General features: G+C 57.5%; 10 protein-coding genes and 1 pseudogene. 8 read left to right on the top strand and 3 right to left on the bottom strand.

Features of this window, described 5'->3' with window-relative positions; genetic code table 11:
* Nucleotides 1-30 precede the first annotated feature (30 nt).
* From zds to XM38_RS20960, 7 genes are all read left to right on the top strand, one after another.
* Nucleotides 31-1,491 carry a 9,9'-di-cis-zeta-carotene desaturase gene (gene zds / locus XM38_RS21000; protein ID WP_088430959.1) on the top strand — a complete coding sequence of 487 codons (1,461 nt, stop codon included), beginning with the start codon at nucleotides 31-33 and terminating at the stop codon, nucleotides 1,489-1,491.
* A gap of 40 nt (nucleotides 1,492-1,531) precedes the next feature.
* Nucleotides 1,532-1,996, top strand: coding sequence for an SRPBCC family protein (locus XM38_RS20995; RefSeq protein WP_088430957.1), 465 nt, complete (start codon nucleotides 1,532-1,534; stop codon nucleotides 1,994-1,996).
* A gap of 481 nt (nucleotides 1,997-2,477) precedes the next feature.
* On the top strand, nucleotides 2,478-4,394 hold the full coding sequence (locus XM38_RS20985; RefSeq protein WP_187329494.1) for a hypothetical protein: 1,917 nt from the start codon (nucleotides 2,478-2,480) through the stop codon (nucleotides 4,392-4,394).
* 296 nt (nucleotides 4,395-4,690) lie between these two features.
* Nucleotides 4,691-5,350: a phosphoribosylglycinamide formyltransferase gene (gene purN / locus XM38_RS20980; protein ID WP_088430950.1), complete on the top strand. Its 660-nt coding sequence runs from the start codon at nucleotides 4,691-4,693 to the stop codon at nucleotides 5,348-5,350.
* Between the two features lie 81 nt (nucleotides 5,351-5,431).
* Nucleotides 5,432-5,830, top strand: coding sequence for an ExbD/TolR family protein (locus XM38_RS20975; protein WP_080805977.1), 399 nt, complete (start codon nucleotides 5,432-5,434; stop codon nucleotides 5,828-5,830).
* Between the two features lie 151 nt (nucleotides 5,831-5,981).
* Nucleotides 5,982-6,437 carry a Fur family transcriptional regulator gene (locus tag XM38_RS20970; protein ID WP_080805976.1) on the top strand — a complete coding sequence of 152 codons (456 nt, stop codon included), beginning with the start codon at nucleotides 5,982-5,984 and terminating at the stop codon, nucleotides 6,435-6,437.
* A 414-nt stretch (nucleotides 6,438-6,851) separates the two neighbouring features.
* Nucleotides 6,852-7,214, top strand: a complete 363-nt coding sequence (locus XM38_RS20960; RefSeq protein WP_080805972.1) for a cupin domain-containing protein — start codon at nucleotides 6,852-6,854, stop codon at nucleotides 7,212-7,214.
* 22 nt (nucleotides 7,215-7,236) lie between these two features.
* Here the strand turns inward: XM38_RS20960 and XM38_RS20955 are convergent, their stop codons facing one another.
* Both XM38_RS20955 and ald read right to left on the bottom strand, forming a co-directional pair.
* Entirely contained in the window at nucleotides 7,237-9,795 is a 2,559-nt protein-coding gene (locus XM38_RS20955; protein WP_187329493.1) for a CHAT domain-containing protein, read from the bottom strand.
* Nucleotides 9,796-10,062: 267 nt separating this feature from the next.
* A pseudogene (ald, locus tag XM38_RS29185) lies at nucleotides 10,063-11,169 on the bottom strand (alanine dehydrogenase).
* A 599-nt stretch (nucleotides 11,170-11,768) separates the two neighbouring features.
* Between ald and XM38_RS20945 the strand changes: the two are divergent.
* The gene (locus XM38_RS20945) at nucleotides 11,769-12,002 is read left to right on the top strand and encodes a hypothetical protein (RefSeq protein ID WP_088430946.1); all 234 of its coding nucleotides are present in this window, start codon (nucleotides 11,769-11,771) and stop codon (nucleotides 12,000-12,002) included.
* 131 nt (nucleotides 12,003-12,133) lie between these two features.
* Here XM38_RS20945 and XM38_RS20940 read toward each other — a convergent pair whose 3' ends face one another.
* On the bottom strand, nucleotides 12,134-13,027 hold the full coding sequence (locus tag XM38_RS20940; protein ID WP_088430944.1) for a hypothetical protein: 894 nt from the start codon (nucleotides 13,025-13,027) through the stop codon (nucleotides 12,134-12,136).
* Nucleotides 13,028-13,151 lie beyond the last annotated feature (124 nt).

Below are 13,151 nucleotides of genomic sequence, written 5' to 3'. Positions count from 1 at the left end.
ATGTAAAGCACTGATGAGGAAGGGTCGCTCATGCGAGTTGTCATTGTCGGAGCTGGGCTAGCGGGGTTAGCGGCAGCGGTGGAGTTGGTGGATGCTGGCCATGAGGTGGAGATATTCGAGGCTCGTCCCTTCGTCGGTGGCAAGGTTGGCAGTTGGGTCGATGGCCAGGGTAACCATATCGAGATGGGGCTACATGTCTTTTTCGGCTGCTACTACAACCTGTTTGAATTGATGACGCAGGTAGGGGCGTTCGACTCGCTGCGGTTGAAAGAGCATGTCCATACCTTCGTCAATCGAGGTGGCCAGACCGCTGCCCTCGATTTTCGCTTTCTCACGGGGGCACCATTTAATGGGCTGAAGGCATTTTTTACCACGGGTCAACTATCCCTGCGGGATAAGGCCCAAAATGCGATCGCATTGGCCACCAGCCCCATCGTGCGTGGGCTAGTCGACTTTGAGGGGGCCATGACCACCATCCGGCAACTGGATCGCATCAGCTTCGCCGACTGGTTTCGCGGCCAAGGGGGCTCCCAGGGCAGCCTCAAGCGGCTGTGGAACCCCATCGCCTATGCCCTGGGGTTCATCGACACCGAGCAGATTTCAGCCCGCTGCATGCTGACCATCTTTCAGCTGTTCGCCGCCCGTTCCGAGGCCTCTGTCTTACGCATGTTAGAGGGATCCCCTGACACCTGCCTGCTCCAGCCTATTGTCCAGTACCTAAGCCAACGAGGGGTGACCATCCACACGCGCCGAGGCGTGCGTGAGATCTTGTGGCAACGCCAGGGTAACAGCCCGCAGGTCACCGGCTTAGTCATCGCTAACGGTGACGCCAGCGACACCATCACGGCCGCCGCCTACCTCTGTGCCTGTGATGTACCCGGTATCCAACGGCTACTGCCGGATGCCTGGCGGCAGTGGCCAGAATTTGACAATATCTATCGGCTCGATGCCGTGCCCGTAGCCACGGTGCAACTGCGGTTCAATGGCTGGGTGACAGAACTAGCCAATGCCCAAGCCCGTCAACAACTCCAGCAGGCCGTAGGTCTGGACAATTTACTCTATACCCCCGATGCCGATTTCTCCTGCTTCGCCGATTTGGCCCTGACCAGCCCAAAGGACTACCGGCGCCAGGGGGAAGGCTCGTTACTGCAACTGGTGCTTACGCCCGGCGATCCCTTCATTCGCCAGTCCAACCAGGCCATTGCCCACCATGTGCTGAAGCAGGTGCACGATCTGTTTCCTTCCTCCCGGCAGCTGACCATGACTTGGTATAGTGTGGTGAAGTTGGCCAAATCCCTTTACCGAGAAGCTCCCGGCATGGATCCCTATCGTCCTGAGCAGGTGACCCCTATTTCCAACTTCTTTTTAGCGGGCAGCTACACTCAGCAAGACTACATCGATAGCATGGAAGGGGCCACCCTATCAGGGCGTCAGGCCGCTGAGGCCATTGCTGCCTGGGCCCCAGTAGGCCCAGTGACGGTGCCATCCTAAGCCCTGCCGCCGTATCCCTTTCTCCCTATTCCCCATAGCTATGAGCGAATGGTTAGACCACAGTGTGTTTGTCGAGGTCGAGATCCCGGTGCAACTGGCCTGGGAGCTTTGGTCTGATCTCGAGCAAATGCCCCGCTGGATGAAGTGGATCGAATCGGTCACCGTCTTAGCAGACACGCCAGAGTTATCTCGGTGGAAACTTGCCTCGGGAGGGCTAGAGTTCAGCTGGCTGTCCCGGATTACCCGGCTAGTGCCAGAGCAGCTGATTCAGTGGGAATCCGTAGATGGGCTGCCCAATCGCGGGGGCATTCGTTTCTACGATCGCCAAGAAGGTACCACAACAGTCAAGCTCACCGTGTCCTATGCTGTTCCGGCCATTATCAAGTGGATGGATAACTTGTTTTTGGGTCGCATTGTTGAATCCACCATTCAAGCCGATATGAACCGTTTCCGTGACTATGCCCTGGCAGCCCAAGCTAAGCAACAATCGTCTGAGACTCCCTGAGCCCCAGTGGTCAACATTCGGGGTAGCTTCACTTGCTAGGGTGAAGGTGGCCATCACTCAAGAGGTTTATGTCAGCCCCTAGCCCCTTCTCTAACCTGACATCCCAGGGGCGAGCTGATCGGCTCTCTAGCTTGGTTTCGAGCCTAGAGATAGGTAACATGATTGCCCTGTTTGATGGGTTGGGATGGCAGCGACTACACTCTGATGCCGTCGCTGGCTGGGACACCGATTTGTCGGCTAAGGGGCAACCTTCTGCCCAGGCCGGTGACATTGGGGTGGTTACAGCTGCCTATACCCCCCAGGCAACTGCTCGGTGGCAGTTTCTGCAGCGGCTGCAGTCTATCTGGCCGCAACCAGTGGTGATTTGGCTGAATGCCCGGGGGCAGAGTCTTTGGGAATGGCCCACAGACTCGGGCTCCCCAGCTTATCGGGTCCAGGGACCCGGTCAGGTTGCTCCCTTGGCGGCGGATTGGGTGCAGCGATGGCTGCAGGTGACCCCAGTCAGCCGCTGCAGTCTCAGTTGCAGGGCGGTGATAGCCACTGGCCCGGCTATTACCCACGCTTTGACGCCGCCTATGAGTCTCTATTTGCCGCCCTGGAGGCGGTGCCAACGGCACCAGAACGGGCTAGCTATGCCATTACCCTGATCTGCCGTCTGATCCTGCTCTACGGTTTGCAGCGGCGGGGATGGCTGGGGGACGATGAGTGGTATCTGCAAAATCAGTACGGCCAGAGCCAGCAACGGGGCCGCGATCGCTTCTTTCATCAGGTTTTGCAACCGCTGTGTTATCAGGGTCTACTGCGATCGCCGCAGGGGCGACCGGCCCCCTGGCGATCGCATCTGAGGCAATTACCAGCCATTTCCCTGGGGCTGTTTCAGCCCTCGCCCCTAGAGCAGCAGTATCCGTCTCTGCAGATCCCCGACGCCGCCTTCGAACCCCTGCTGGAGTGGTTGGGGGATTTGCCCCCGGGAGAGGGCTTGCCCCTGGATTTGCTAGGCCAGGTATTTGAAGCCTTTGTCACCGCTCAGACCCAAGGCACCCCCACGGTGACAGCGGCAGCGGTGGCTCAGCACCTGTGCGATCGCACCCTATTGCCCCTATTGCAACAGAAAGCCGAGACCCTCTTCCCTGACCGCTTTCACCATTGGGCCGATGTCCTGATGCAGGCCGATTCATCCCTGGCGCGCGCGCTCTTAGCCATTCCCCCAGCTCTGGTGGATCCTGCCTGTGGAGCAGGCACCTATCTCCTGACAGCCCACCGCCAGCTACTGTCCCACTACGCCCCCCTAGTGGGACAATTACCACCCGAGGAACAACCAGACCTGCTCAGGTTGCATCAACACATCAGCCGCCACATCTATGGAATCGATGCCTGGCCCGTGGCCGTCCAGTTAACCCAACTGCAACTGCATCTACAGCGACTAGCCGCCACCCCTACCCCCGCAGACCTACAGCGATTTCCCCCAGCCGACACCACCCTGTTCTCGGGCAACGCCCTGGTGGGGCTAGTGCAGGTCGATTCCGAGCGGTTTGAAGCCCCAGCTCCTACCCTGCCTCGGCAAGGTAGTCTGCTGCAACCCCTCGCCGCCGAGGACTACCGCTCGATTCTACAAGCCCGCCACATTCACTTAGAGTACTACCGCGCCCAGACAGAACCGCTAATAGCAGCTGGGGATTTAGCCAGCCAGGGACAAGCCAACCTGATGTGGCAGCAACTTCACCACATCAATCACACTGCTCAAATCCGGCTAAACCAATTACTGCTCAGCGAATTTAGTCAACACCTCGGCATCCATTATCAGCAGCCAGATGCCTACGGCCGCCATCAGCGACGCGTCCTCACCACAGCCGACATGGACGCCCTACACCCTTTCCACTGGGGCTTTCATTGCCATGACATCCTGCAAAAAGGCGGGTTCGACGGCATTCTCTGTCAGCCCCCGCCAGGACTACTGCGGCCCAACCTAGATGAGTTTTTCCTAGCCTTTCGTCCCCTGTTTCAGGCCAAAGGCATCGATCGACAAACCCTGAACCAACTGCGTCATACCATCCTGCAACACCATCCCGATTTGGCCACTGCCTGGCGCGACTACCAGGGGCATTATTCCTATCTGCGAGACTTTATCCGCCGTTCTTCTGACTTCCGTCATGCCACCCGCTCCCTGTCACGTCGCGCTGTTCCCCTCTATCGAGAACGGCTCTTCCTAGAACGCTGCCTGCACCTGCTGCGGCCCGGAGGTTACGCCACCCTACTCGTCTCAGAAGCGCTGACTAAACCAAATGCGGCCCCGCTGCAGGACTGGCTACATCACATCAGCTCGAACTCAACCTGGACAGCCATCACGGCCCACACCTATCTCCTGTCCTTGCAGAAGCATCCCGGCAACCAGACTTAGAGGATGTTTGGAAAGTACCCTGCAACCTTTCTCCAGACTGGTTTCTGGCCAGCAGGGCCATACACTCTAAAATGCCTACCTTACAGGCCTTTCAGCCGAGTTTCCAAATGTCCTCTTAGCTCACTAGGACAGAATTCAGAAGGCAGACAGAGAAATCCCGATAATATCGCCTTGCCGCTTTGATCAATCGAGGCATTATTGCTGCCACAGAGCACGAGTAGTCGACCTCTTCCCAGGGGCACAGTTTCCAGATAGGCTGGAGAGCAAGGAAATGGGGAGCTATTGCCCCGTCTATCATGATATCCACCTCTCCAGCCCCTGTGCTAATCTCGCCGCCGCTGCCAGACCCCCTACCTCGCCCACCACAACCAACACCACTGGGGATTTTAGCCTCTGGTAAGGGGAGTAATATGGTCGCCATCGCCGAAGCCATCGCCCAAGATCGGCTTCAGGCCAAGATTCAGGTGGTCATCTACAACAACCCAGGCGCTAAGGTGGCTGACCAAGCAGAGACATTAGGCATTCCGGCAATTTTGTTGAACCACCGCCAGTTTGATCGCCGTGAAGCCTTAGAACACGAGATTGTGATGGTATTGCGGCAATATGGCGTCGAGTGGGTAGCCATGGCCGGTTGGATGCGACGAGTCACCCGAATCCTGCTCGACGCTTTTCCCCAACGAGTACTAAATATCCATCCCAGTCTATTACCCAGTTTTCCAGGGGTGCGGGCTGTCGAACAAGCCTTAAAGGCTGGCGTCAAAGTCTCTGGGTGCACCGTCCACTATGCCGTGCTAGCCGTAGATAGTGGCCCGATCATTTTACAGGCGGTGGTGCCCGTCCACCCAGATGACACCCCCCAGACATTACAAGCCCGTATCCAGGCGCAAGAACATCGTATCTATCCCGCCGCTATTGCTTTAGCAACAGCAGCCGTGTCTAAATCAGCCATAGTTTAAATCAATGGATGCTTAAACTGTCTTTAAAGGTGTCGTAAAAAGTGTCGTAGATATCTCTCAGTCAATCCCTTGGTATTGGCCATGCAACTCCCCGAGGACTCTGGACAATCGCCGGTCATCAACATCGTACCCATGATCGATGTGATCTTTGCCGTACTGACCTTTTTTATTGTGTCAAGTCTGTTTCTAACAGAGACCACTAATCTACCGATCACTCTCCCCCAAGCCACGACAGCCTCGCCGCAACTATCCCCCTCCCTCACCGTCACCTTAACCGCCCAAGGGGAGATTTTCTTGGCAGATCAACCGGTAACCCTTGATGAACTGACAACAGCAGTGCAGGCGACCCAGGCCGAGAACGCCTCTATCTTAGTGGTGCTGCGCGCAGACACGGCGGCTTCCCATGGCCAGGTAGTTGCTGTATTAGATCGCCTCAGTGCCCTGGGCGTGCAACTGGCGATTGCCACCCAAGACCAGTAGTCGTGTTGGCTATCGGGCCCCTAGCAGCAAGCTTATCAATTGCAGTGGAGCTGATTACTGGATATTATTCTCAACAAACTTATCCTCTTGCGAATATCTGGCAGATGTATTATCATTCTCAATTAAGGATGGCTATTGCGAGGAATTTATCATGGCAGCCTATACCCCTGCAGCCCTTAAGACTGAGCTGAATGAACGGGGCTGGCGCATGACTCCCCAGCGGGAAATCCTGCTGACAACCTTTCAAAATTTGCCTAAGGGAGAGCATTTGAGCGCCGAAGATCTCCTGGAGGTCTTACGGGAAAAAGGGGAAACTGTCAGTCTGTCAACGATTTATCGCAATCTCAAACTGCTGTCTCGCATGGGTATTCTGCGAGAACTGGAGTTGGCAGAAGGACATAAGCGCTATGAGCTCAATCAGCCAGCTCCCCACCATCATCACCATTTGATCTGCGTGCGCTGCAATCGAACCATCGAGTTTAAAAATGATTCGGTCCTGAAGGCAGGCGCTAAGACGGCCCAGAAGTCTGGGTATCACTTATTGGACTGCCAACTCACGATCCATGCCATTTGCCCTACCTGTCAGCGCTCATTGCTGCCAGTATAAGAGAGAGGGGGACACCGACCTCGAGGCTAACTAGCCCTCCGGGTCTGGGGGGCTACCTTGATGATATGGATGGATGATATGGATGGATGCGATCGCACGTGTATTCTTTTCTGCAAATCATTCAATCCCTGGCCATTTGGCTGGTCCAGCTAATCCAGTCCATCCTAGGGCCAATTTGTTTCGTCTGCGCCTGGGGAATCCTCTTGCTCCTAGGCTGGAATCTATGGTCATTTACCCGAGACGGCATTGCTCGAGCCAGGCAAATGCACCGCATTCCCTGCGCCGACTGTCGGTAATTTACCAATAATCCCTTACTCAAGTGCCCTATTCATCCCAGCGCCGCCCTCTCTGAGACCGCCATCGACTGCCCCGACTTCGAGGCAGACACCCTCATGTCCCATCCCCGCCCCTAACATGTTTGTGCGCAACCTACTCAACTGTCCCGAATTCACTGCCGGTGATGGCACCCAACTGCGAGAGCTGCTGCACCCCGATAAGGCAGCCCTAGCCCTGCGCTATAGTTTGGCCCACGCCACCGTGCCAGCAGGGCGAACCTCCACTCCCCACTCCCTCAAGACCTCAGAAGTCTACTACATCCTACAGGGCCAGGGGACCATGCACATCGACAATGAGGCCCAGGCCGTGAAGCCAGGGGATGCCATTTATATTCCTCCCGGTGCCCGCCAGTATATCCATAACAACGGCACAGATGCCCTCGTCTTCCTATGCATTGTCGATCCAGCCTGGCGACAAGAAGATGAGACGATTTATGAGTGAGGGGGTAGGGTCCTTTCCCGCCTCATCGGCCATTGCCGATCAGGATAAAGGGAGCCCAATAGTAGGGATGGCTGAAAGAACTGGGAAGTTGACGAGTCGCACCGTCCGAGAGCACGATGGCAATACTGCGTTGGGTATCGTCGATCACGGCTTGATCATTGCGAATCAACGCCAATTGCGCTTGACGCAGGGCATGGGCCTTCGTGGAACCCTGCTGCAGGCCAGCATAGAACGCCGTCATCAGGGCTTGGGTCCCGCCGTCGTCCACCGACCACAGGGAAGCCACTGCGGCTTTAGCGCCAGCCCGTTGAATCTGATAGCCAAAGCCTAGAATTTCTTCGCCGTTGCCCAGCCGTCCTCCCAACCCGGTTTGACAGGCACTGAGCACCACTAAATCGGCTCGATTCAGGTTCCAGGTACCGATATCTTCCAGAGTCACCTGTTCCCCGTTGCCGAACAGGATGAAGGAGTCCTGCGGCTGGCCGGGCACAAATTCGGCGTGGGTGGCGAGATGGACGATGGTATGGTCCCCCATCCGGGGAATCGTGGCGGTGGGGCTGAAGTCCTGGTTCAAGAGTGTGCTGACCGTCGCGAAGGTATGGGTCAAGGAGTCGACCTCGACGCCGGCATAGGGTAACCCGGCCAATTGCACCCGGCGCTGACCGATGTGGACATCGTATTGCCCCTGGCTGAAAGCGGCGGCCAGCACACTGGGGCTCGCCGCCGGCGCGGCATCGAAGTCGGTTAGACTGGCGGCGGTGATGTTGGTGACCTGGAAACGCTCCACTAACCACTGCCGGCCATCATGGAGGGCGGCCAGGGGAATATAACGCAGTTGACCATCGGGGGCATACACTAGCAGCTCGGCCTCTGCCTGGGCCAAGTCCGCTTCCAGGGGCTGCACTAACCAACGGTAGAGTCGATGAGCCAGTTCCTCTACCCGAGGCTCTCGGTTGCTCAGGGCAGCACGAAAGGCCTGAATGGTCGTCGTTAGTTCCCCTGCCGTCACCGCCACCGTCCGCCGAATCGGTGGGCTGTAGGGAGTGACCAGGAGCAGTTCCAGGCGATCCTCCAAGATTAAAGGGTAGAGCAGCACCGCTGGCACCTCCAGTTGACGCAGATTATCCTGCAGACTGTTGAGGTGGGCTGGATCGATATTTTGACGCCGACTGGTCATGCTCAGTTGCTGGATCAGGGCCGTCACCTCGGGACTGGTGATGAAGCGGTTGAAACTATCTAGGCTGTCTTGCTGGGCAGCGACGAGTTCGGCAATCCGTTGTTGTTGGGCCGGACTACGCTCGGGGGGAGGAATATGGCGGAGTTGCGCCAGTTCTCGTCCTTGAGCAATGGTTTGGCCGTAGCGATCGAGCAAGGCTGTCTCGGCTGACAGAGACTCGATGCCTAGCTCGCCTTGTCCCGATGCTTCGACCGCATAGAGATAGTCATCGATCTCCTGAACTTTGAGCAAATCCAACACTTGCTGAGCTTCCTCGATCCGCCCTTGCTGCAGGAGCAAATCGGCTAGGGCTCGATAGGTGCCGGCGAAGGTCTCTGGGAAAATGGTCTGTAACTCCTGGGGCAGTAGGCGCAGTTCCTGACGCACCCCTTCCAGCACATTGATGGCTCGCTTGTAGACAGCGATGGCCAACTCTGGTTGCTGCTGCTGCCGCAGCAGGGTGGCGATGGTGCTCAGGGTTTCGCCTTCTAACCCGCGGTAACCTAACACTTGAAAGATGGCGGCGGCTTCATGGAGGCGATTAATAGCTGGGTTGATCTGGCCTACTTTCGCCTGGGTCAAGCCAAGGTTTTGCAGCAGGGTGGCGGTTTGGGCCAGGTTGTCTTGCTGGCGACTGAGGTCTAAGGCTTCTCGATAGGCTCCTAGGGCCTCAGGGTATTGGCCCTGCAGGGAGTAGGCACCGCCCAAGCGGTTTAAACTCTCTGCCAGAGCTAAGGAATCGGCTCCCTGGCGGCGCCGGGCAATGGCCTGCCGATAGGATGCGATCGCATGGTCATACTCCCCCTGGGCCAGTTCGACTTCCCCCGTTGGTGTAGAGCCGCCGCTGCTGCCACCTGATCCCCTATCCCCCTGGGCCATGGCCAAGGACTCCGCCGCTGCCTGCAGGGCCGCCAGCCACTGCCCATCCTCTTGATGAGCAATACTGATCAGCCGCCACGTGGCCGCCACCTCAGCAGTGGCCCCCACCGCTTGGAACTGCTCCAGGGCCTGCTGATAATACTCTAAGGCTAGGGCCAACTGACCAAAGTCGGTATGCACTCGGCCCAAGCCAGCCAATGACTCGCCTTGCAATCGGGGCAAATCCAGCGATTGAGCCAACTCCAGGGCCTGCTGAAACTGCTCAATAGCGCGGGGATACTGGCCGAGGTCATGGGATAAATCCGCCAGCCGATGCAGCACCTCAATGCTGAGCTCGGGCTCCTGTAACAAGTTAGCCAGGGAGAGGGCCTGCTGTAGCAGCGCCAACTGGGGCAGCCGTTGGCCCACGGGCAGGCTTCTCGGATAGGCGTCGGCCTGCTGCAGCCAACCCGCCAAAACCTGATGGCAGATCGTCGCGGGTTCCATGCCTTGCTCCAGCTGAGCATAACAATCTGCAGCGGTCGGTTGAGCCCAGGCTGGGCTGCCCACACCAGCCAATCCCATTGCTAGGCCTACGCCCCAAGCCCGGGACCATACAGCAGCAGCTCCCCATGATAAATAATTGTTCATGGTAGCGATCAGGGACATCCTCCTTAATCATAGGAGCGCGTCTCCGCCAGAGCGCCCCAGGGCCCCCTGATTTATTGCTTCGTGGCAATGCGACGACATCCGGAATAAGAAGAAAAATCTCGATCAGCCCGCCGACTTGGTCGGGGCCGCCAACTCTGGAAATACCTGCTGTACCGCTGGGTGCACCAGTTGCCCGTCTCTAACATTCAGTCCCGCCGCCAAGGACTCATCCATGGCCAATGCCTTCAGGCCATGTTGAGCCAGTTGCTGCACATAGGGCAGAGTGCTGTTGTTCAGAGCCTGGGTCGCCGTCCAGGGCACCGCCCCTGGCATATTGGGAACACCGTAGTGTAAGACCCCCTCCGTTTCATAGGTGGGATGGCTGTGGGACGTCGGTTGCATGGTCTCAATGCAGCCCCCCTGGTCCACGGCCACATCCACGATGACAGAGCCAGCCCGCATCTGGGCCACCAGAGCTCGCGACACTAGAGTAGGCGGACGACGTCCCGGCACCAGCACTGCCCCCACAACTAAATCGGCGTCGGGCACTACCCGTTGAATCTCTGGCTGACTGCTGTAGAGCAGCTCTACTCGGGAGCCGAAGAGGGTTTCTAGATAGCCCAATTGCTCCACATTGATATCGACAAGCTGCACCCGGGCGCCTAATCCCACTGCCATTTTGGCAGCTTCGGTGCCGACCACACCGCCGCCCAGGATAGCCACATGGGCTGGTCGTACCCCTGGCACTCCGCCTAACAGCACGCCCCGCCCCCCCTGTTGCCGTTCTAGATAATGAGCGCCAAACTGCACCGAGAGACGCCCGGCAATAATGCTCATTGGCGTCAGCAAGGGCCGGTGCTGGTTTGACCTCCACGGTTTCATAGGCAATGGCCTGCACACCACTGGCCATCAGTTGCTGGGTTAGGGAACGGTTAGCCGCCAAATGCAAGTAGGTAAAGAGAATCTGCCCTGGCTGCATCAACGGATACTCGGCCGGCAAGGGTTCTTTGACCTTCACCACCAGGGTCTGATTCCAGGCCTCTGCCGCTGTAGCGACCATCTCGGCCCCCGCCTGGCCATAGGCTTCATCGCTGAAGCCAGCGCCGAGCCCAGCCCCCTGTTTGCACGACGAGACGATGTTCCCTGTTCCCGCAAGACCTTGACACTGTTAGGACTGAGCCCAACTCGAAATTCCTGGTCTTTGATTTCCTTGGGAATGCCAATTTGCATAGTTCTTCCTCGTGCCCATTGGTCTTCAGCTTAAGAGCATTCCGCTGGGAGACGCTGGAGTGCCCTGGCTCAAACCCGGCGAGCAGATGGGGGAAAAGAGGGACGGTATTCCACCATTGACTGAAATGGGCCGCCTCATCAATAGTAGGAGTATCAAACCTTGTCCAAGTCGGAGACCTGGGTCGAGACCTGGGTCGAGACCTGGGTCGAGACTTGGTATAGTCTTGTCAACAATCATCCATGGCTGATATGGAACCTAGCGTTAGGCCTAACCTAGAGCGCCGAAGACTGGCTTCAACGAGTATGCCGAACGGCTGAGATGGCCGAGCTGCCATGGTGGGATTTGTGCTAGTGGTGTTGATTCGAACTCCTCACCGGCAAGGGAATTCTCACCTGGCTGGGGCTGACCTGAGGGGGGCGCCTGAGTATGCTCTTGCGTGACCCCATTGTCTCTGAAAAGGGCATGCTAAGGTAGGAGCATATTCCCTCGGCTGCATCGAGGAGAGGCTGGCATACGCTGGTTAATCTAGTCGGTTAATGGAGTCGGTGGGCAATCGCACCTGTTGATTTAATAACCCGAATTCGATACCCCGAATTAGATGAATCGCCCCTGGACATACTGGCTCAAGACAACCTACCGGCGTCAGCGTCTGGTCAGTATCGCCGTCACCGCCGGTATGGTCGATGTGTTGCTGGGCGGACTCGATGGCAGTCCCTCTCTGGCGGCGTTTGGCCTGGCCATGGCGGGGGGGGGCGATGGCCCTGCGGGGCCGGTCTTTGACCATCGCATGGCGGTGGTGGCAAGGACAACGGCGCTCAGCAAATCTTCCTGAGACACCTCCTATCTACGCCCTACCCGATAAAACCTCACGGCCATCGTTGCCCATGCTAGGCATTTCCGCCCGACGTCACCCACCCCGGCCATAAATTAACAGCTCACCCTCGCCTGAGCTCGGGACTAGCCTTAAGGGTCGTAGCTTTGGCAGGTTAACACCGGGGAATGAATTCGACCCTGGAGAGGGCAGTTAGCCTGATGGCAGCGGCTGCAATCTGCTGCCTGGGGCAACGCTTGAGGGCGGGGTTGATACAGACTCACCCCTTGCCGGGTCAAGCCTTGCACCTCCAGTTCAGACAGAGTTTCACTGATGACCAAGGCCTTGTCCGTGCCCCAATGGCGACGGGCTCCATTCACCCGTTCCAGCGTTTCACCAAATCCTTGGTCGGCTGGCTTGAACTCAACGGGAATGGCTACTTCGATGCCCTGGAAACACGGAGGTGGCTCCAAGGCATAGAAATCCCGATACTGTAGGCTAAAGCGGCCATCGGCAAACCGACGGGTCCGAATGGCCCGACAAAACGGCAGGGTCAAGTGCCCAGACAGGTCGCTCTGATACCACCAATCTCGGTGCCAGGCCTGGGCCGGCAAATGCAAAATTTGACTGATCTGCTCACTCTGGAACCCGGCATGGGACAAGAGGGCAATCGCCTCTGAGAGGGAAATATTCTGGGCCAGGGTATGCAGCTCCGAGTGGCAACGGGTCAAATCCTGGTAGGGTTGGTGGTCAGACCCCGAAGGCTGGGCCGCCAGGTCAGGACGCGATCCAGCTAGGGCACATTCGATTGACTCTACCCACAGCACCCCATCCATTGCCCGTTTGCCCCCCTCCGGCAAGGGCACACCTACTTCAGCCCGCAGGACACCAATGCGATCACTCAAGGCCAGGGGAGGGGTGCTCTCTGTCAGTAGCGATCGCAACGTCGATGCATCAGCGATGGCTAAGGCAATTTGCACCTGCTCCCGTAGTCGTTGCGGCTGACTAGATGCCATCTGCAGGTGGGCAAGCGATGACTCAATCATGGCAGAGAATCCTGGCGAAGCAGATTACTCTCCTTTTAACAAAGGTAGCTCGCATTGACAGCAGATCACATTAATCTTCGTAGTCTTTCGAACTCTGCAACATGAACGCATTATTTCCTCATTC

The sequence above is a fragment of the Halomicronema hongdechloris C2206 genome, assembly GCF_002075285.3.
GTDB classification, from domain to species: domain Bacteria; phylum Cyanobacteriota; class Cyanobacteriia; order Phormidesmidales; family Phormidesmidaceae; genus Halomicronema_B; species Halomicronema_B hongdechloris.
This window is presented reverse-complemented; position numbering and strand designations above follow the sequence as displayed.

Coding starts and splice junctions, on each gene's coding strand:
- XM38_RS20960 (WP_080805972.1), top strand. CDS start 6,852: ATGTTTGTGCGCAACCTACTCAACTGTCCCGAATTCACTGCCGGTGAT.
- XM38_RS20940 (WP_088430944.1), bottom strand. CDS start 13,027: ATGATTGAGTCATCGCTTGCCCACCTGCAGATGGCATCTAGTCAGCCG.
- XM38_RS20995 (WP_088430957.1), top strand. CDS start 1,532: ATGAGCGAATGGTTAGACCACAGTGTGTTTGTCGAGGTCGAGATCCCG.
- XM38_RS20945 (WP_088430946.1), top strand. CDS start 11,769: ATGAATCGCCCCTGGACATACTGGCTCAAGACAACCTACCGGCGTCAG.
- XM38_RS20975 (WP_080805977.1), top strand. CDS start 5,432: ATGCAACTCCCCGAGGACTCTGGACAATCGCCGGTCATCAACATCGTA.
- zds (WP_088430959.1), top strand. CDS start 31: ATGCGAGTTGTCATTGTCGGAGCTGGGCTAGCGGGGTTAGCGGCAGCG.
- XM38_RS20985 (WP_187329494.1), top strand. CDS start 2,478: ATGGCTGCAGGTGACCCCAGTCAGCCGCTGCAGTCTCAGTTGCAGGGC.
- purN (WP_088430950.1), top strand. CDS start 4,691: ATGATATCCACCTCTCCAGCCCCTGTGCTAATCTCGCCGCCGCTGCCA.
- XM38_RS20955 (WP_187329493.1), bottom strand. CDS start 9,795: ATGGAACCCGCGACGATCTGCCATCAGGTTTTGGCGGGTTGGCTGCAG.
- XM38_RS20970 (WP_080805976.1), top strand. CDS start 5,982: ATGGCAGCCTATACCCCTGCAGCCCTTAAGACTGAGCTGAATGAACGG.